Here is an 18,295-nt window from a genome sequence, read left to right as displayed (position 1 = left end):
GAGAATCGACCGCATGGCGATGGGGCGCACGCAGGAACGGCCGACGCTGCGGATGGTCGCGAAGGAAGCGGGTGTCTCGGTCGCGACCGTGTCCTACGTGCTGTCCGGGCGGCATCGCAGCCACACCATCAAGGACTCGACCGCCGACCGGGTCCGGGAGGCCGCGACCCGGCTCGGCTACCGGCGCAACGACGCGGCCCGCGCGATCCGCACCGGCAAGTCGGACCTGGTCCTGCTCTCGCTGAGCGTGCTCGCCGACCCGTGGTCGCAGGCGGTCGCGGCCACGGTCAGTACGGCGGTCGGCCCGTACGGGAAGACCGCGCTGATCGTGGCCGACGGCGACTGGCGGACCGTGCTGTCGAACCGGACGCCGGACGTGATCTTCATCGACAGCGTCAGCGCGGACCCGGAGCAGATCGCCGAACTGGAGGCGTTCGCGGCGCAAGGTGTGCAGATCGTGGCGTTCAGCGAGACGCTCGAGCCGCGGGGTTTCGACGTGATCCGGTCCGGCGCCGAGCCGCGCTGCCACCTGGCCGTCGAGCACCTGCTGGAACACCACGACCGGGTCGGTGCGCTCACCTCGCGGACCTCGGGCTTCGCTCGCTTCGACGCGTACCTGAACTCGCTGCGGTCGGCCGGCAAACCGATCCGCGAGGACGACATCGCGATCTTCGAACAGCACCCGGAGGGCGCCTACCGCGCCGCGATGGCCCTGCTGAGCAAGCCGGACCGGCCGACGGCGATCTACTGCACGACGGACTTCGCCGCGATCGCCGTCGTCCGCGCGGCGCATCGGCTCCGGCTCGACGTACCGCGGGATCTGGCCGTGGTCGGTGTCGGCAACACGCCGGAGGGTGAGCATCTCGACCCGTCGTTGTCGACCGTCGGGCCGGTGGGGTTCAACGGGGCGCTGGCCCGGATCATCGTCGGGCGGCTGACCGACCGTGAAGGCGCACCTGGCGAGGTGTTCGACTTTCCGTGGCAGCTCATCGTCCGCGATTCGTCGAAGGTGGTTCCTGGTTGAAGGGCTGGGAACGGGTGACGATCGGGGAGTCCGGCGCTGACGTGTTCCGCCGGGGCGACGTGTTCGCCAAGCTCTGCGGGGCGCACGGGGTGCAGGGTCTGCGGGATGAGCGGGACCGGGTCGAGTGGCTCGCGGGAACGGCGATTCCCGGCGCCACGGTCGTGGACTGGGTCGAGTCGGCGGATAGTGCGTGCCTGATGACGACCGCGGTGCCGGGCGTCCCGGGGGACTCGCTGGCTGTTGAGGACCGGGTGCGCGCGATGGCCAGTCTCGGACGCGTGTTGCGGGAGTTGCATTCGCTGACCGGTTGCCCCTTCGAGCGTCCGCTCGCGTCGGTGGTGGCGCTCGCGGAGGACGTCGTACGGCGGGGTGCGGTGAATCCGGCGTTCCTCACCGACGAGTGGCGGAAGCTCGAGCCGGCAGAGCTGCTCGAGCGAGTTGTTGCCGAGAGCCCCTACATCGAATCGGTCCAGGAGCTGGTCGTCTGCCATGGCGACCTCTGCCTGCCGAACGTGCTCTTCGACCCGTCGACGCTGGAGGTCACCGGGCTGATCGACCTCGGCCGCCTCGGGATCACCGACCGGTACCTCGATCTGGCGCTCGCCACCATCCAGATCCACGACGAGTGGTCGACCGACCCCGCCCCGTTCCTCACCTCGTACGGCCTCCCCCAACCCGACCAGCGCCGCCTGGGCTTCCACCGGCTGCTCGATCCGCTGACCTGGGGCTGACGGGCCGTACTGTTGATCGGGTGGGCATTCCGGTCGAGATCGTCGCGCTCGTGGTCTCGCGGATGCATGCGTTCGAGGGGCGGCCGCAGGACGGTCCGCAGCCGGATCCGGAGCCGGTGGGCCGGTCCGAGGTCGAGGTGCGCGCGGGGCTCGGCATCGTGGGGGACCGGTACTTCGGCCAAAAGGTGCACCGGAACGCGGCGGTGACCTTCGTGGACGCGGCGTCGCTGGACGAGCTGGCCCGCGCGCTCGATCTCGCGACACCGCCGGACCCGCATCTCATGCGTCGCAACATTGTCTTGCGCGGGTTCCCGATCGACACCCTGGCCTCGCGCCCTGGCAGTCCGGGTCGTCGATTCAGCGTCGACTCCGGGTCCGGCGCGGTGGAGTTCCAGGCCTATCGGCCGGCCAATCCGTGCGCGTGGATGGACGTCGTACTCGCGCCTGGCGCCATGAAAGCTCTCCGGGGGCACGGCGGTGTCCGCACCACCCCGCTGAGCGACGGCACTCTCCGTCTCGGGTCTGCCACGCTCACGCTGCTGGACTGAACTTTCGGGCGGTTTTCGGTGGAGTCGCTTACCGTCGGAGGGTGAGGCTGGCGGTAGGGCTGGTTCTGGTGGTGGGGCTGGTTGGGTGCAGTGATGTGGCGCCCACCGCCGACTCGTCGCCCACGCCCACGCGATCCACCGCACGGACCTCCGCGCCGCCCACCACCGCGCCCAGCAGTCCGGCCGAGACGCCGACACGGAAGCCGAGCCCCAAACCCACGGTGTCCGGGCCGGTGAGTATGGCGATTCCGGCGGTCGGGGTACGCGGGTTGCGGGTGGTGGCCTACCCGGGGACGGCGGACGATCGGGCCGGGACGCGGATCCAGGATCGGGGCGTGGCGGCGAGTCCGCGCGGCCCGGCGGGTGGAGTGGGACCGGGACAGATCGGGAACTTCATCATCACCGGGCATCGGACCAGCCACGGGCGGCCGTTGGGGCAGGTGCCGGAGCTGGTGAACGGGGACCACATCCTGATCACCGTGGGCGGGACCGTGTACGACTACGTGGTGAACCGGACGATGACGATCTCGTTCCGGAAGCCGGCCGAGAAGGCTCAGCAGAACGCCGCCGTACCGGGACGCCCGGGCGTGACGCCGACGCAGGCGATGATCACGATCTCCACCTGCGCCACCCCGGAGGACCACGCCGCCGGCAACTTCTGGTCCGACGACCTCGGCAACCCCGAGCACCGGATCAACAAGATCGGCACCCTCGTCGCCACCCGCCAGGCGTGATCAACCGGTCGGCCGCAGGTCCTGGATCAGCGTGGTCGGCTAACCCGTGCGGAAACCGGCCGGTGCATCGCGCGTGTCAGCTGCGGCCGAACTTCCACCACTTCGGCTTGTTCATCTTGATCTCGTCGGCCGTCATCGGCGGCGGGACCGGCGGCCGGGACTCCTCGGTGAGGAAGTTGCCCGACTCGGTGTCGTACGGCGTGACGCCGAGGCGGTGGCTGATCTCCATCACGAGCGGGATCGAGCGCGGACCGTCGTTCAGGTAGAACGTGATGTCGCGGACCTCGACACCCTTGCCGATCGTCATCTCGACGTCGTACTCCGGACTTCGCAGCGCCAGCCAGGACGGCTTGCTCGCGTCCACGTCGGGCACCAACTCACGGACAATGGCCACCACGTCGGCCGACGTACCGACCGATGGTGGCTCATAGCCGTCGGGAATGTCGTCGAGGCGACGTACGCCTCCTGGCCCTCGCATCGCGTAGACAGCCCAACTCATGCCCCCAGCATCCCCTACCTCCGGCCGACGAGCGAGCCGGGTTCAGGATTTGCGGGCGGCGAGGATCGCGAAGGTCAGGTACTCGCCCTGGTCGGACTCGACCATGTCGAGGGTGCCCTCCCGCTCACCCCGGTACGCCGAGACCGCGCGGGACCAGGTGAGCCAGTCGTCCCAGCCGGACTCCTGCAGCCGTGCGGCGGTGACCTCGACGAGGTCGGTGATCTCCCACTGGAATCGCCACCAGTCCGCGGTGTGCCAGGCGAGCGCCTCCCCGCCGACGACCTTCTTGATGTGGTCGGGGATGAAGCCGAGGTCGCGGATCTCCGCGCGCAGCGCGGGGGTGGCGACGCCGAGTTGGCCGCCCGGCTTGAGGAAGCTGGTGAGGTAGGCGAGGTAGGTGTCCGCGGTGCCGAAGTACTCGTACGCGTCGACGCACACGATCGCGTCGAAGAATTCCCGCGCGAACGGCAGCGTGTGCGCCTCGGCCTTCACGGTCACGACCCCGTCGACGCCCTGCGACGCGATGTTCGCGGCCGCGTCGCTCGGGTCGATCCACAGGTCCGCGGCCCACACCTCAACGCCGTACTCCTTCGCCAGGAACACCGAGGTCGTGCCCTTCCCCGACCCGAGGTCCAGCACCCGCATCCCCGGCCGCAGGTCGAGGTCCCGCGCGAGATCTTCCAGCAACCACAAGGGATGCGGGCCCATATCCCCACCCAGCACCCAGCCGGCGTCGTACTTGTTCGACCGCGGATACCCATCCCTGCGCAGCTCCACCATTCCCCCACCCAAACAACCCCACCCCCGCACCGCAAACGGGTTTTCGCATCGCTCGCCTGGGTGCAGATCGACAGGACGTATACGCCCACTGCCCGCCGCTCCCCGCCTGAGCCCACCGCATCTCCGACTCGATCGCCGGACACCTCCTGTCGAGCTGCACCAATCAGACTTCTGCACTAGCCCGGAAGACCCTCGATCGGGATGCCGTCTCCCCCTTCAAGAGTCGCATCGCGTCAGAAGACGGAATATCCGCCATCGATTAACAGGACGCTGCCGGTCATGAAGGAGGACGCGGGGCTGGCGAGGTAGACGACGGACGGAGCGATCTCCTCGGGGGTGGCGTAGCGCTGGAGCGGGGCGTCGAGGATCCAGTTCTGGCGGAACTCGGGCTGGTCGACGGGGGACATGTCGGTCTTCACGTAACCGGGGGCCAGCGCGTTGACGCGGATGCCATGCGGTGCCCACTCGGCGGCCAGGCTGCGGGTCAGGTGGTGTACGGCGGCCTTCGACGCGTTGTACGACGCCTGCCACTGCGGACGGTTCACGATCCCGGCGGACATGCTGCCGACGTTGACGATCACGCCGCCGCCGGCCTCGATCATGCCGGGGGCGACCGCCGTACTGCAGTTCCACAGTGCGGTCAGGTTGAGGTCGATGACCTGCTGCCACTCCTCCGGCGGTATGTCGAGGGCCGGGCGGTGGATCGCGATCCCGGCGTTGTTGACCAGGATGTCGATCCCGCCGAGTTCCGCGGTCACGTCGGCGACCAGGCGCCGTACGTCGTCAGGGGCGGTGATGTCGGCCTGGATGGCGAGACCGCGCCGGCCGCGGGCCTCGATCTCGCCGGCGACCGCGGCGTTCCGCTCCGCGTCCCGGGCGGCGATCGCGACGTCGGCGCCGGCCTCGGCCAAGGCGAGCGCGAAGGCCCGCCCGAGACCGCGGTTCCCGCCGGTGATCAAGGCCCGCTTGCCCGTTAGGGCAAAGGTGTCCAGGACGTTCATGCGCTGCTCCTCTGTTCATGGCTACCCGGAGTAAGTTTCCCGGCAGGACCGGGTCGCGAAACGGTGTCAAAAGCTGCAGGCCGGTTCCCGCGACGTTCGTCCAGCGCTTAATATCGCTCGTCGGTCTGGGACAGGGGGTGTCCCGGCCGTTTCTGACGAGTGGGTGGGACCGGCGGAGTCCGGTACGGGGGAGAAGCGGGGAAGCATGGCGGACAAGCCGGCGCCTAGGCCTGGCCATTTTCTGCCCGGCGGCGAGGGGCACAACACCCCGGCCGACGGGGAACCGCAGCGTGGGGCTACCCCGCTGGCCGCGCCGACGCCGCGGCTGAGCGGGGACGCTCCGGACGCGGCGCCGGTTCTGCGCGGGTCACGGATTGAGTCGAAGCGTACGACCCTGACCGGCAGCCGGCTCGGCCCGCCGCCACCCGACGACCCGGCGGACGCGGCGTACCAGGCGGTCTTCCACCCCGAGCCGATCCCGTTCGTCCCGAAGAAGCGATCCAAGATCACGGTCGCGGCCATCGCGGTCGTCGCCCTCCTGATCACCGGCGGCGGCATCGCGCTCGCCACGCAGCTGCTCTCGTCGTACGACGACCTGGTCGCCAACCCGATGGGCACGCCGTCGGTCCGGCCGAGCGACGGCGCGGCCGGACCGGCCGGCAAGCCGAAGCCGGATGCCGAGGTGGTCAGGCAGAACCCGTTCTACACGGCCGGGAAGCTGCCGGCGGTGAAGTGCCAGGAGCCGGCGTACCGGCCGACCTCGAAGGAGAACGTCTACTCCTACTACCAGGCCCTGATCGCCTGCATGGACAAGGCGTGGAAGCCGATCGTGACCAAGGCCGGGTTCGAGTTCCGGTCGCCGCGGCTGATCGTGTTCGACGAGGGCGACGAGACGGCGTGCGGCTTCCAGAAGGATGTCTCGTCGTACTGCCAGGACGACCAGGGCGGCAGCGTGACGATGCCGTGGCAGGACCTGATGGACGAGTACCCGAAGAACAAGGCGTTGGCCCGGGTCCAGATGGCCGAGTCGATGGGCTTCGTGTACGGCGCCCACCTGCAGAACCTGGTCGGCATCTTCGAAGCGTCCGGCAACCTGCGGGACACCGCGGCGAACAAGGCCGGCCAGCTGGAACAGGACCGGCGGGCGGCGCTGCAGGCCAGCTGTTTCTCGGCGGTCTTCTTCGGCGCGGCCAAGGCCAGCTTCCCGCTGCGCGGCGAGCTGCTGCGGCAATGGACCCTGCTGATCCAGCACGGCGGTGACGAGCACGCCGAGGACAAGGTCCGGAACCACGGCTCCGGCAAGAGCCTGGCGCTCTGGATGAACCAGGGGTTCGCGAGCACCAACCCGGGCACCTGCAACACTTTCGTGGCATCATCCGCGAAGGTCAGTTGACGGTACGGACGAACGAGGGGGGATGAGCGATGCCTGAGGAGCACCCTGACGGTGCCGGCGCGCCCGAGCCGGGGCACTTCATGCCCGGCGGCGCCGGTGACGTCCTGCCCGACGGCAGCCGCGCGGGCCTGCGTCCCCTCACTCTGAGCCGCCAGCTGCCGGGCAGCCTCGGGAAGGCTCGCGAGCTCCACGGCACCGTCAACCCGGCTGCGCGCCGGACGGCACAGCCGCTCCCGACGGATCCTGACGCGGCCGGCGATTACGGCGCACCTCCGCCGGCGCCGCTCGCCGGCGCTCCGCTCACCCCGCTGACCGGCACCCGTCGCCCCGGCGGATCGCGTCCGGTCGGCTGGCACTCACCGGCGTCCCGTACCGGCGCCCAGTTCTCCGCCGACGCGCCGCTGGTCAAACCCCCGCGGCACTACTCCAAGGCGATCATCGTCACCCTCTCCGTCCTCGTCGTCATCATGCTCACGGGCGCGACGATCGGCGGCTTCAAACTCATCGACTCCTACGACAACCCCGTCGCCAACCCGCTGGCCCGCCCCTCGGTCAAGAACACCGAGCCGCCGCTCCCGGTTCCCGCGGACCCCACCGTCACCGTTACCGCCCCGGTCGTCCCGGACCTCGTCCGCCTCCAGAAGAACGAGATCTACAAGGCCGGCAAGGTCGCCTCGGTCGCCTGTAAAGAGCCCGCGATCAAGCCGAACTCCCAATCCGCGATCCTCAAGTACTACAGGGCCCTCCTGCCGTGCTTGAACCAGGCCTGGGCCCCGGTGATCAAGAAGGCCGGGTACGAGTTTCGCGCGCCCAAGGTCGTGCTGCAGAGCGGCACGATCGTGGCGTCGTCGTGCTCCGGCGAGGAGAACGTCGCCTACTACTGCCCGTACGACGAGAGCATCAACATCAGCTGGAAGAACGATCTGAAGAACTACCGCAGCGACGCGCTCGGCGCCCGCGTGTGGATGCTGGACACGATGGCGCACGAGTACGGGCACCACGTTCAGAACATGACGGAGATGCTGACCGCGGCGTCGTCACGTGAGGGTTGGGCGAAGACCAAGGCCGAGGAACTCGAGTGGAGCCGCCGTACCGAACTCCAGGCGGGCTGCCTGGGCGCGGCGTTCCTCGGCGCGAACAAGAAGCCGCTCGGGCTGAAGGGCACCAAGCTGGAGGTCTGGGAGTACGAGACCCAGCACAGCGGCGACGAGTACAACCCGAAGAAGATCCGCGACCACGGCTCCCGCAAGAACCACTGGGTCTGGGGCCAGCCGGCCTTCAAGTCCGCCAGCCCTGCCTCCTGCAACACCTTCTCCGCGCCCGCTAGCAAGGTGAGCTAGTGCGTGGGGTTGTGAGGACCGTCGGGCTGGCGGTTCTCGTCGTGGTGGTGGCTCTGGTTGCTGGAACTGCTGCGCGATCGACGGTGACGACTGTCGCGGCCCCGGCGACGGCAGCCACCGCGACCGCGCCACCAACTGCCGGCGCATCGCCGCGGCCGACGCCGCCGGTGACGCAGAAGACGACACCGTCGAGCACGCTCTCGATCGACATGATGTCGATGACCCTCAAGAACAAGCTCTACACTGCGGGCAAGGTTCCGGCGGTGTCCTGCAAGGTGCCCGGATCGGCGCCGAAGTCCAAGACCGCGCTTCTGGCGTATGCCCGCGTCATGGTCGACTGCATGTACCGGGCCTGGGCACCGGTCGTAGCCCGCGCGGACGTCTACTTCGATCGCCCGGTGGTCGTCGCGTACAAGGCCGGGGCGAAGTCGGCGAGTGCGGCCTGCGACGACGGTCCGACAGACACCGATGCGTACTACGAGCCGTCTGCGCGAACGATCTGCTTCGAGTGGGGCGAGTTCGTCGGCTCCGGCGACGCAACCTGGGACCTGGTGGACTTCCAGACCATGCTGGCGCACGAGTTCGGTCATCATCTGCAGACGTCCGTCGGGATCCTCACGACGTACTGGACAGGTCATGCGCAAGCGTCCAAGGCGGTTCGGCTCGAGGACGAGCGCAGGCTGGAACTGCAGGCGAGTTGCTTCGGCGCGGCCTTCCTCGGCGCGAACCGAAGGCCTTTCCGTCTGACCGGCTGGCGGTTGGAGATGTGGGAGGACCAGGTCACTCACACCGGCGACGAGTACGCGCCGGACAAGGTCCGCGACCACGGCTCCCGCAAGAACCACGGCTACTGGAGCCTGCGCGCCTTCGACTCCACGAACCCGTCCTCCTGCAACACCTTCGTCGCACCCGCCAAGCGAGTCAGCTGATGTCAGTACGGCGAAAGCCGCGGTACTCGCGATCGTGGCGGTCCTCCAGCTTCGGCGGTGACCGGGAAGCGATCCCCCACAGCTGCCCCGTGGGCGAAGATCAAGTGAGCTTGAGTTTGAAACCTTCGTGGGTGTTGAGGAAGCCGAGTCGGTCGTAGAAGCGGTGGGCTGCGGTTCGGGACTTGTCGGAGGTCAGTTGGACCAGGGTGCAGCCTCTGGAGCGGGACTCTTCGATGGCCCACTGGATGAGGGTCGTACCGAGACCGGAGCCGCGGGCGGGGGCGGCGACGCGGACGGCTTCGATCAGGCCGCGGGAGGAACCGCGGCGGGACAGACCGGGGATGATCGTGAGCTGCAGCGTGCCGACCAGTTCGTCGTTGCGTTCAGCAACCATCAGCAGCTGGTTCGGATCGGTGTCGATGCGTTCGAACGCGTCCAGGTACGGCGTCAGGTCGTCGACCGACTCGCGGGTCGCGCCGAGCTGGTCGTCGGCGATCATCGCGACGATCCCGGCAACGTCGGCGCTGGTGGCGCGGCGGATCACCACATCGTTCATACCGGCAGCATCTCAAATCGCTGAATCGGTTCAGCAGCCGGGGTAACGACCGTAGTTCCGAAACGGTGATTGCCTTATGCAAGGACCTTTCGCTGTCACACGCCGGTGTCATCCGTTTGCCCTGCGCAACGAAGGGTACGAGTGATACTGGACACCACTGCATCCGCCCGTGCCGGGGTCGTGTGCGGTGTGCGCGGCAGCGGATGCGGGCCTAGTTCCGGAAAGGTTGGTCCGATGTCCGCGTTGGCGATCGACTTCACACAGCCGTTCGAAGATGCCTTCAGCAAGCTTCTCTCCTTCGTCCCGAACCTGCTCGGCGGTCTCGTCATCCTGGTGATCGGCTATTTCGTCGCCAAGGTGCTCGGGAAGCTCGTCGGCAAACTGCTCGGGCGGGTCGGGTTCGACCAGTGGATGGAGCGGGCCGGTGTGTCCGGTGTGCTGCAGCGGTCCGGCACAGGGCTGACTGCTTCGGCGATGCTGGGCAAGGTCATGTTCTGGTTCGTGTTCCTGATCAGCTTCACGATGTTCGCCTCCGCGCTCGGGGTACCGGAGATCTCGAACTTCATGAGCGACATGCTCGGCTACATCCCGCGGATCTTCGCCGCGATCGTGATCATCTGCCTGGCGGCGCTGTTCGCGAACTTCCTGGCCGCGATCATCCGGGGTGCCACGGGCAACGAGATGCTCGCCAAGGTGGGCAAGTACGCGATCCTCGTGTACGCCGCGTTCGCCGCGCTGACCCAGCTCGGGATCGCGGTCCAGCTGACCGGCAACACGCTGCTGATCGTGCTCGCGGGTGCGGCGCTCGCCCTCGGCCTCGCTTTCGGCCTCGGGGGTCGCGAGATGGCCGGCCGCGCGCTCAGCAACCTGTTCGACCGAGACATGATCAAGAAGCCGGCGACCGGCTCGAACGGTACGACGGCCTACCCGGCTGACGGCGGTTACGAGCCCCAGCCCGGCTACCAACCCCAGCCCGGCTATCAACCCCAGGCTGGCTACGAGACTCAGGCTGGCTACGAGGGTCAGGGCGGCTACCAGGGTCAGCCCGGCTACCAAGGCCAGCCGGGTGAACAGCACCCAGCCACCCACGGTGCCCCGCAGAACGGCGGCTGGTCCAACGGCTCCACCCCATCCGACGGCAACTGGCAAGGCGGCGGCCAACCCTGATCAACACCCGCGTGCCCCCGCGCTCCGCGCGGAGGCACGCGGGGTTGCCTGCGTGTGGTTTAGATGGTGGTGGGGAAGCGGCCGCCTAGGAGCCGGGTGGCATGTTCGGCGGATTCGACCAGGAGGTCGAGCCAGTCGAGGCAGCGGTCCAGGGGCATGCGGATGGTGGGGCCGCTGATGGTGAGGCAGCCGGCTAGCTCGCCGTTCGCTTTGAAGACGGGGGTGGACAGGCCGGAGGCGCCTTGTTCGCGTTCGCCGATGGTGATCGCGTAGCCGTCGGCACGGGTCTGCTTGATCACCGCAGCGAGCTCGTCCGCGCTGGTGATCGTGCTGTCGGTGATCGATCCGAGCGGTTGCGCCAGCACCGACTTCGCCAGTTCGTCGTCCCAGGCCAGCAGGACACGGCTGGCCGACCCCGCGTGCAGCGGCATCATCTTGCCGACGTGCATCTCCCGGCGCAGCGCATGGTTCGTCTCCGCCAGCGCCACGCAGACCCGGTGCCCCTGCTCGGCCCGGAAGAACGCGGCCGTCTCGCCGGTGGCGTCGCGCAGTTGCCGGAGCAGCGGCACGATCAGGTCCAGTACGTCGACCCCCTTCACCGCCGGCGCCGCCCAGTACGCCATCTTCACGCCGACCCGCAGCTGGTCGCCCTGCCGGTCGATCGCGGCCAGGCTGTTCGCCACGCCGAGTCCCCAGGTGTCGTGGCCGTGGTACACGATCAGCCGGTCGTCGACGGCGGCCGTCCGGCCGACGAGGTGGTGGACCTGTTCCGGGATCGCCTGGCCGAGCGTGTCGCAGAGTACGACGTCGCTGGTCCCGTCGGTGCGCGGATCGAGGACGATGTCCAGCACCCGGCCGGGCGGGACCTCACCCTCGAACGGGCAGGTGAAGGCGGTCGCGATACACAGCTGGACCTCGCCCGAGACATCGGCGGCCAGCTCCAGCGCCTCCGGTAATGCAGCCAGGCTGTCAGCGGTCGAGCGACCGAGATTCGCCTGGTTGTGTTTGTCCGACGCCGACAGGCAGTACTGGAAGTTCCGCGCGCCTGCCTCGGCCGCCCGCGCGACGTGACGCGGCGTCGCGACCCAGATCCAGCACTTCTCCAGCTCCGCGGGCGTCAACTCGCGGATCACGTCGAGCGTGCCGTCCATCGCCGGCACCAGGTCCGGTCGTGCCATCGAGCCGATCTCGAGGGCCGGAACCCCCAACGCCAGCAGGGATCTGACGATCTCGACCTTCCGGGCCACGGGCAACGGTTTGCCGGTGAGCTGCAGACCGTCCCGCAGTGTCACATCGCGCAGTACGAAGGTCATGACGCCTCCTCCAGGTCCTGGGTACCGCGCCGGATGTCGGCCGCGGTCAGGCCGAGCAGCCCACCGAGCACCTGTTCGGTGTGCTCGCCCAGGTCGGGCCCGAGGCTGCGGATCGGCAGCGATTGCTTTCCGATGACCGGGACCACCCCCGGGAACCCGACATCCTTCAGTACCTCTGCCCCGTTGGAGACGTCGAAGCGCTGGATCATCGCCCGCGCGGCGTACTGCTCGTCCTGGCTGATCTCCCGCGCGGTGTAGATCGGTCCGCACGGAACCCCGGCCTGCTCGAGTTCCTCGATCGCGATCGCCGCCGACCGTCCACGCACCGATGGCCTCGTCCAACTCGTCCCGCCGGGCCCATCGCCCGGCGTTCGACCGCAGGTCGGGGTCATTGGCGAGATCGGCACGACCGATCAGTCCCATCAACCGCTGGAAGATCCGGTCGCCGTTGCCGGCCACGATGATGCTGTCGCCGTCCTGGCACAGGTACGCGTTCGACGGTGCGATGCCTTCCATCCGGCCGCCGATCCGCTCCCGCAGTACGTCGTACGCCTCGTAGTCGGGGATCAGCGACTCCATCATCGACAGCATCGACTCGTTCAGCGCCACGTCGATGACCCGCTCGGTCAGCGGCGCCGGCGGCAGTCCCGCCGTACCCCGGACGTCGCGCTGGAAGAGCGCCATCACCGAGCCGAAGCCGGCGTACAGGCCGGCGATGGAGTCGCCGATGGAGATGCCGACCCGGGCCGGCGGCCGGTCCGGGTGACCGACCAGTTCCCGGAAACCGCCGTGCGCCTCGGCGACCGCCGCGAAGCCCGGCCGGTCCGACATCGGCCCGGTCTGCCCGAAGGCGGAGATCCGGGTCAGCACCAGCTCGGGGTTCGCCGCGCTCAGTACCTCGGGGCCAAGGCCCCAGGCCTCGAGCGTGCCCGGCCGGAAGTTCTCCAGTACGACGTCGCCGTGCCGGACCAGATCGAGCACCGTCCGGCGGCCGAACTCGCTGCGCAGGTCCAGCTCGATCGACTGCTTGTTGCGGTTGATCGTGCGGAAGAGCAGCGACGTGGTCCCGGCGTACAACCGCCAGTTGCGCAGTTCGTCACCGGTGCCGGGCCGTTCGACCTTGATCACCTCGGCGCCGAAGTCCGCCAGCAGGCGTCCGGCCGTCGGGGCGGCGATGTAGTTGCCCAGCTCCAGGACCCGGACTCCGGCCAGTGGCGCCGGGGACTCGCTCGTGGTCATAGCAGTACTTCTCCAAGGGTTGGTGGGTCAGAACAGCAGGCTGATCGGCATCAGCAGGAGGATGGCGACCACCGAGGCGACCGACACCCGATCGTGCAGCTCTTCAAGGTGCCGCGGGTGGTCTGGCCCATCAGTGCCTGCAGCAGCCAGAAGGTGTTGCTGGTGACATGCACCGCGAACAGCGATCCTGTGCCGGCGGCCAGTGCGATCAGCACCGGGTCGAGCCCGAGCGCCGGGGCGATCGGGGCCAGGATGCCGGCCGCGGTGATCGCGGAGATGGTGACCGAGCCGACCGCGACGTGCAGCGCGGCGGCCATCACCCAGACCACCAGGAGCGGGGCGACGGTGTTCGCACTGAAGTAGCCGCGCAGGATGTCGCCGAGTCCGCCGGCCGCGACCACCGCCGCGAGCGAACCGCCGACCGCGGTCAGGATCAGGATCTGGCCGCTCTCCTTGAACCCGCGGGCGATCGCCTTCTCGACCCGCGGCTGTCCCATCGCGTACCGGCCGATCAGGCAGGTGCCGACCAGGCCGACCAGCAACGCGACGACCGGGTCCGAGATCAGTGCGACGACCTTGTTCTCCCAGTCGGCGGCCTCGGCGATCGCGCCGAAACCGATCAGCATCAAGGCCGACAGGAGCGGGACGAACAGCACGAACAGCGGCGGCTGGCCGGTCTCGTCCACGTCGGCGACATCACCAGTGCCACCCGCCGATCCAGTACGACGGACGTCCGACGAGCCGCTGCCCCCGCCGACGGTGACGGTCTCCTTCACATCCTCGTCGATCGCGACGGCCTCGCCGGCGACCGCCTGCTGCTCGTCCACCGCCTCGTTCCAGAAGCCGCGGCGGAACAGGAACGTCATGATCGTGATCGCGATCAGCACGGTCGGGATGATCAGCACGAGACCCCAGATCAGCATCTTCCCGAGCGGGACGTGCAGCAGCGCGGACAGCGCCAGCGCGCCGACGCCGGGGACCATCAATACGATGCCGCACTCAAGGCCGATCGCCAGTGCGGTCGCCATCCGGGCGTTGCCCAGCGGGCCGATCCGCTTCGCCGCGGAGCGGGCCAGCGGAGCCGAGATCACCAGCAGAACGTCGAGGTAGATCGACTGCAGCAGCGTCGCGATGGTGAGCGCCATCGAGTACGGCAGCCGTTTCGGGCCGAACAGTTGGAGCAGGTGCTTGACCAGACGCTCGATCGCGCCGAGCTCCTGCAGGATCGAGCCCATCAGAACACCGAAGGCGATCAGCAGGCGCGCGCGCCGACCTCGGCCATGATGTCGCCGAAGCCCTTGGTGATGGTCTCGACCGTCTTGTCCAGCCCGAGCTTGCTGACCAGGCCGAGATAGAGCGACCCGACCACCAGCGAGATCACCGGGTTGACCCGGAACCGGACGATGAGGACCACGATGGCGAGGATCGCCACCGCGGTGTTGATCAGTACTCCGACGTCAGAAGTCATGGGGGCAGAAGTCCTTCGAACGGGGATCGCGGTGACAGTGCGGACATCTTCTGGCTCACAATGCGAACGTAGACCCACGAAGTAGGCAAGAGGTTGAACCTGCCACGTTCCCCGGAACCTCCACACAACGACAACGGCGGCCGCTCCCAGAGGGTGCGGCCGCCGTGGCGACGGGTGATCAAGGTCTCAAGTTGTAGCTGCTGCTCCGAGTACTCAGTCGGTCGCGGCGTCGGGGCCCGCGCGGCGGACGCCCTCCACCTTGGTCATGGCGTCGCGCAGGTCGGCGAGCCAGGATTCGCTGTGCTGCGCGACGAGTTTGACGCACCAACCGAGGGCGTCGCTGCGGGAGCGGGCCACGCCGGCGTCGACGAGAGTGTCGAGGACCTGGCGCTCGGGCTGGCGGAGCCGGGTCATCACCGGCGCGGACAGGGACGTGAAGACCGTCCGGGTCTCGCCGCACCGCACACCCCAGGCGACCTTGCGGCGGGACGCGTGCTCCAGTTCGCGGGCGATCTCGATCCGGCGCTCCCGGGTGTCCTCCCGGTACTGCTTGATCCGGCCCTCTTCGGCGGCCGACCGCTCGGCCGCGCTCACGTCGTCACTCTGCTCGGGCGCCGCGATCCGCCCGACGATCAGGATCTCGTCCCGGTCGATGCTCAGTTCCGGCTCACCCTCGAACCACTCGGCCGGCAGCCGTCCGGTCAGCCAGCCTCTCACCCGTTCACTCTCTGTCTGTGTACTCATGTAATCATGATTACACCTCAATCAAGAGACGTTCAAGCGGCCGGAGGTCCGCCGACCAGCTCGAGCCGGTCGGCGTCCGGGTCGACCAGGACCAGCTCGGAGACTGGCAGCGAGTCAGTCAGCCGGGCGAAACTGTCGACGAGTTTGGGCGTGTAGGTAGATCCGCCGCCTACGACTGTGAGTTTCATCCGGGCTCCTGCGGGATCGGTGGACCTGCGGTGTCGAACACTTCGTCACGGGTGACGCTCAGGGCGGACTGCAGAGCGCCGGAGAGCACGGGGTCGATGTGGATCGCCGTCAGCAGCAAGCGCGGCCGGGGTACGGCGAGATCCGCGAGCTCGTCCTGGACGAGGCCACGCAAGCGTTCGCCGCCGGCCGTGATCACACCGCCTGCCAGGACGATCAGCTCGGGGTCGACGACCGCGACGATCGCTGCCAGACCGACTGCGAGCCGGTGGGCGAACTCGGCCAGGACTGCGTCGCCGGCGCCCTCGCTCTGCAGCGCGGCTGCGATCGCTGCCTCAGCCGTCCGCGCTTTCAGGCCGTGCGAGCGGGCCAGCTCCAGTACAGGTTCGCCACCGGCGAGCTCCTGGAAGCCACCTGCGTTGTTGCGACCGACGTTGCGGACCAGCGGCGTACCTGGCAGCGGCAGGAAGGCGACCTCGCCGGCGCCGCCGGTCGCGCCGCGGTGCAGCCGGCCGTTGATCACGACCGCCGCACCGATGCCCTCCTCGCCCCAGAGCAGCACGAAGTTGCCGGTGTCCCGGGCGTGCCCGATCTGCTGCTCGGCGACGGCAGCCAGGTTGACGTCGTTCTCGACCTCCAGCGGTACGGCGATCGCGGCGGCCAGCTCGTCGAGCAGGTGTGGGGCGTGCCAGCCGGGCAGGTGGGTCGCGTACCGGAGCCGGCCGGTGGTCGGATCGAACCCACCGGGCGTACCGATCGCGACGCGGCGCAGTCGCTCGCGTGTCAGCCCGGCTTCACCGACGGCGCCGTCGATCGCCTTGAGCACACGTTCGACGGTCCCTTTGGCGCTGCGGCCCGGGGTGGGCAGCTCGTAGCTTCCGACCACCTTGCCGGTCAGGTCGGCGACCGCGGAGCGGATCCGGGTCGGCGTGACGTCGAGGCCGGCGACGTACGCGATGCCGCCGTTGATCTCGTACAGCTGGGCGTTCGGTCCCGGGCGGCCGGCGCTGGTGCCACTGGCGCGGACCAGGCCGGCGGCTTCCAGCCGGGCGAGCAGCTGCGACGCGGTCGGCTTCGACAGGCCGGTGAGGTTGCCGAGGGTGGTGCGGGACAGCGGGCCCTGGGACAGCAGCAGGTCCAGGGCGGCGCGGTCGTTCATCGCTCGCAGCAGGCGGGGAGTTCCGGGGGTCGTTGCCATGAGCTAACCCTGCCTCCCTCCACCGCTCCCGTGTGGTCGGCTCGCTGATCTCCAAGACTGTTAGGAAAGTTTCCTATTAACGCATGACCGTACGGCGGACGCGCACAGGTGTCAATCACTCCCGGTGGGTCAGGGTTACCTAACTATGTCGACTGGGGAGCTGTTGAGGCTCGACGCGCTGGGCTGCGGTCCGGTGAGCTGTTGTCGAACGCGACCTCCGATGCGGAGGAGGCTGCGCTGATCATGCGAGGCGTGTCGGTCGCGTGCGCCGCGTGTACGGCGCTGATCGTGTCCTCGGTGTCGCTGCTGCTGATCGACGTACCGGTTGACGCAAGCCGAGCAAGCGGACCGGATCGTCGTACTGGACCACGGACGGGTGGTCGAGTCCGGTACGCACGAGTCGCTACTGGCCGACGGTGGGTCGTACGCCCAGCTGTGGCGCAGCTGGGCGGGAGTGCCTACGCCTGACTTGCTAGCAGGGCGAACGACACGAGCCAGTGCGTCGACATGAAGTCGCCACCGGTAACGGTCGGCAGGACTGCCTCGAGCTGACGGTCTGCTCCTTGGCGTAGCACCTCAGCGACGTCAGGCAGCGCGGGTGCGATGGTGCGAAGCTGCCAGGCGCGGGACAACGCCAACCCGGACAGGTGTGCGAGCTGTCCGTCGCCGGAGTCGTCGGTGATCGGCACCTCCAGCAGGTGCTGATGTGCGTCGCCGCCGAGGCCGGGCAGGAAGGCAGTCAGCCAGGTGGTGAACTCGTCGGCCGGCAGCACGCGACGCATCAACTCCGCCTCGGTCAGCGCCGGCGACAGGAAGTCGGTGCCGGACGGCTCGAAGCGCGTGTCGTACGCCGTGTCCGCGCCGAACCACTCGAGCGCGCGGGCGCGGATCGCGTGGACCACATCGGCGCGGCCGAGGTCGTCGTACGCCTCGAGGAGCAAGGCGAGTGCGAACGCGCTGTTCAGGTGGACGCCGTGCCGGACGGGATAGGCCTGGCGTGGCAGCCAACCGAGCACGAGGTCGGCGATCGTGTCGCCGAACGGGGTCAGGGCGTCCGCCCAGTTCTTTGCCTGGGGCAACTTGTGGGCGGCCGCCACCAGCATCGCCGCCCAGGCCCAGCCGTACGGGCGTTCGTACGACGGGTGATCCCGCAAGTACGCCGCCTCGGTCGCGATCGCCTCCGGAGTCAGTCGTTGGTCGAGCACCTCGATCGGGCGGTGGCCGGCCTGGTCCGGTGCCAGCGTGAGCAACCGGACCAGGGACCACTGCATGTGTGCACTGGAGTGCCAGTCGTACGAGCCGTGGAACGCCGGATGCAACCGGTCCGGTGTCACGTCCACGTCGTCCGGACTCGCCGACGCGTGGGCGGAACCGTACGGGTACGGGGTTTCGAGCACCTCACAGGCGATGGCGGCCCAGGCGGCGGCGTACTTCATGGGGCTCCT

Annotated in this window: 20 protein-coding genes and 1 pseudogene; 9 read left to right on the top strand and 12 right to left on the bottom strand. The window is 68.8% G+C overall.

Annotated features, from left to right (window positions below):
- Positions 1-13: 13 nt before the first annotated feature.
- The 4 genes from OG817_RS31500 (at position 14) to OG817_RS31485 (ending at position 3,037) form a co-directional block, all read left to right on the top strand.
- A complete protein-coding gene (locus tag OG817_RS31500; protein WP_406048264.1) occupies positions 14-1,024 on the top strand; it encodes a LacI family DNA-binding transcriptional regulator in 1,011 nt (336 codons plus the stop codon).
- Positions 979-1,755 (top strand): phosphotransferase, encoded by a 777-nt coding sequence (locus OG817_RS31495; protein WP_406048263.1) that lies wholly within the window; start codon positions 979-981, stop codon positions 1,753-1,755. Before OG817_RS31500 ends, OG817_RS31495 begins: the two co-directional genes overlap by 46 nt.
- 20 nt (positions 1,756-1,775) lie before the next feature.
- A complete protein-coding gene (locus tag OG817_RS31490) occupies positions 1,776-2,303 on the top strand; it encodes an MOSC domain-containing protein (RefSeq protein WP_406048261.1) in 528 nt (175 codons plus the stop codon).
- 239 nt (positions 2,304-2,542) lie between these two features.
- Complete coding sequence (locus OG817_RS31485; protein WP_406057550.1) at positions 2,543-3,037, top strand: class E sortase; 495 nt, start codon at positions 2,543-2,545, stop codon at positions 3,035-3,037.
- A 76-nt stretch (positions 3,038-3,113) separates the two neighbouring features.
- Here the strand turns inward: OG817_RS31485 and OG817_RS31480 are convergent, their stop codons facing one another.
- The 3 genes from OG817_RS31480 to OG817_RS31470 all read right to left on the bottom strand — a co-directional run bounded on the left by OG817_RS31480 (position 3,114) and on the right by OG817_RS31470 (position 5,317).
- A complete protein-coding gene (locus tag OG817_RS31480; RefSeq protein WP_396391641.1) occupies positions 3,114-3,536 on the bottom strand; it encodes a hypothetical protein in 423 nt (140 codons plus the stop codon).
- Between the two features lie 42 nt (positions 3,537-3,578).
- Positions 3,579-4,316 carry an SAM-dependent methyltransferase gene (locus OG817_RS31475; protein ID WP_406048259.1) on the bottom strand — a complete coding sequence of 246 codons (738 nt, stop codon included), beginning with the start codon at positions 4,314-4,316 and terminating at the stop codon, positions 3,579-3,581.
- A gap of 233 nt (positions 4,317-4,549) precedes the next feature.
- Positions 4,550-5,317, bottom strand: a complete 768-nt coding sequence (locus OG817_RS31470; RefSeq protein WP_406048257.1) for an SDR family NAD(P)-dependent oxidoreductase — start codon at positions 5,315-5,317, stop codon at positions 4,550-4,552.
- Between the two features lie 205 nt (positions 5,318-5,522).
- Here OG817_RS31470 and OG817_RS31465 point away from each other — a divergent pair, with 205 nt between their 5' ends.
- From OG817_RS31465 to OG817_RS31455, 3 genes are read left to right on the top strand one after another with little or no spacing between them, the layout of a single operon-like run.
- Positions 5,523-6,710: a neutral zinc metallopeptidase gene (locus OG817_RS31465; RefSeq protein WP_406048255.1), complete on the top strand. Its 1,188-nt coding sequence runs from the start codon at positions 5,523-5,525 to the stop codon at positions 6,708-6,710.
- Between the two features lie 29 nt (positions 6,711-6,739).
- Positions 6,740-8,050 carry a neutral zinc metallopeptidase gene (locus OG817_RS31460; RefSeq protein ID WP_396391645.1) on the top strand — a complete coding sequence of 437 codons (1,311 nt, stop codon included), beginning with the start codon at positions 6,740-6,742 and terminating at the stop codon, positions 8,048-8,050.
- Positions 8,050-8,979: a neutral zinc metallopeptidase gene (locus OG817_RS31455; protein ID WP_406048253.1), complete on the top strand. Its 930-nt coding sequence runs from the start codon at positions 8,050-8,052 to the stop codon at positions 8,977-8,979. The genes OG817_RS31460 and OG817_RS31455 overlap by 1 nt, the downstream gene beginning before the upstream one ends.
- Before the next feature lie 100 nt (positions 8,980-9,079).
- Here OG817_RS31455 and OG817_RS31450 read toward each other — a convergent pair whose 3' ends face one another.
- Positions 9,080-9,535, bottom strand: coding sequence for a GNAT family N-acetyltransferase (locus OG817_RS31450; RefSeq protein ID WP_406048251.1), 456 nt, complete (start codon positions 9,533-9,535; stop codon positions 9,080-9,082).
- Between the two features lie 234 nt (positions 9,536-9,769).
- Between OG817_RS31450 and OG817_RS31445 the strand changes: the two genes are divergently transcribed.
- Positions 9,770-10,702, top strand: coding sequence for a mechanosensitive ion channel family protein (locus OG817_RS31445; protein ID WP_406048249.1), 933 nt, complete (start codon positions 9,770-9,772; stop codon positions 10,700-10,702).
- Positions 10,703-10,761: 59 nt separating this feature from the next.
- Here the strand turns inward: OG817_RS31445 and OG817_RS31440 are convergent, their stop codons facing one another.
- The 7 genes and pseudogenes from OG817_RS31440 to OG817_RS31410 form a co-directional block, all read right to left on the bottom strand.
- A complete protein-coding gene (locus tag OG817_RS31440) occupies positions 10,762-12,015 on the bottom strand; it encodes an IclR family transcriptional regulator C-terminal domain-containing protein (RefSeq protein WP_406048247.1) in 1,254 nt (417 codons plus the stop codon).
- Positions 12,012-13,254: pseudogene (locus OG817_RS31435) on the bottom strand (CaiB/BaiF CoA transferase family protein). Before OG817_RS31435 ends, OG817_RS31440 begins: the two are co-directional and overlap by 4 nt.
- A 50-nt stretch (positions 13,255-13,304) precedes the next feature.
- Entirely contained in the window at positions 13,305-14,489 is a 1,185-nt protein-coding gene (locus OG817_RS31430; protein ID WP_406048246.1) for a GntP family permease, read from the bottom strand.
- 17 nt (positions 14,490-14,506) lie between these two features.
- Positions 14,507-14,722: a hypothetical protein gene (locus OG817_RS31425; RefSeq protein WP_406048244.1), complete on the bottom strand. Its 216-nt coding sequence runs from the start codon at positions 14,720-14,722 to the stop codon at positions 14,507-14,509.
- 213 nt (positions 14,723-14,935) lie between these two features.
- Positions 14,936-15,466 (bottom strand): hypothetical protein, encoded by a 531-nt coding sequence (locus tag OG817_RS31420; protein ID WP_406048242.1) that lies wholly within the window; start codon positions 15,464-15,466, stop codon positions 14,936-14,938.
- Positions 15,467-15,498: 32 nt separating this feature from the next.
- Entirely contained in the window at positions 15,499-15,654 is a 156-nt protein-coding gene (locus OG817_RS31415; RefSeq protein ID WP_406048241.1) for a hypothetical protein, read from the bottom strand.
- Positions 15,651-16,850 (bottom strand): ROK family protein, encoded by a 1,200-nt coding sequence (locus tag OG817_RS31410; protein ID WP_406048240.1) that lies wholly within the window; start codon positions 16,848-16,850, stop codon positions 15,651-15,653. Before OG817_RS31410 ends, OG817_RS31415 begins: the two co-directional genes overlap by 4 nt.
- Positions 16,851-17,051: 201 nt before the next feature.
- Between OG817_RS31410 and OG817_RS31405 the strand changes: the two genes are divergently transcribed.
- A complete protein-coding gene (locus tag OG817_RS31405) occupies positions 17,052-17,318 on the top strand; it encodes a hypothetical protein (RefSeq protein ID WP_406048238.1) in 267 nt (88 codons plus the stop codon).
- Here OG817_RS31405 and OG817_RS31400 read toward each other — a convergent pair.
- A complete protein-coding gene (locus tag OG817_RS31400) occupies positions 17,309-18,286 on the bottom strand; it encodes a DUF2891 family protein (protein ID WP_406048237.1) in 978 nt (325 codons plus the stop codon). The genes OG817_RS31405 and OG817_RS31400 overlap by 10 nt on opposite strands.
- Between the last annotated feature and the right edge of the window lie 9 nt (positions 18,287-18,295).

This window comes from Kribbella sp. NBC_00889 (assembly GCF_045207705.1).
In the GTDB taxonomy this organism is placed as follows: domain Bacteria; phylum Actinomycetota; class Actinomycetes; order Propionibacteriales; family Kribbellaceae; genus Kribbella.
The sequence above is the reverse complement of the archived record's forward strand: the minus strand, read 5'-3'. Positions and strand labels throughout refer to the sequence as shown.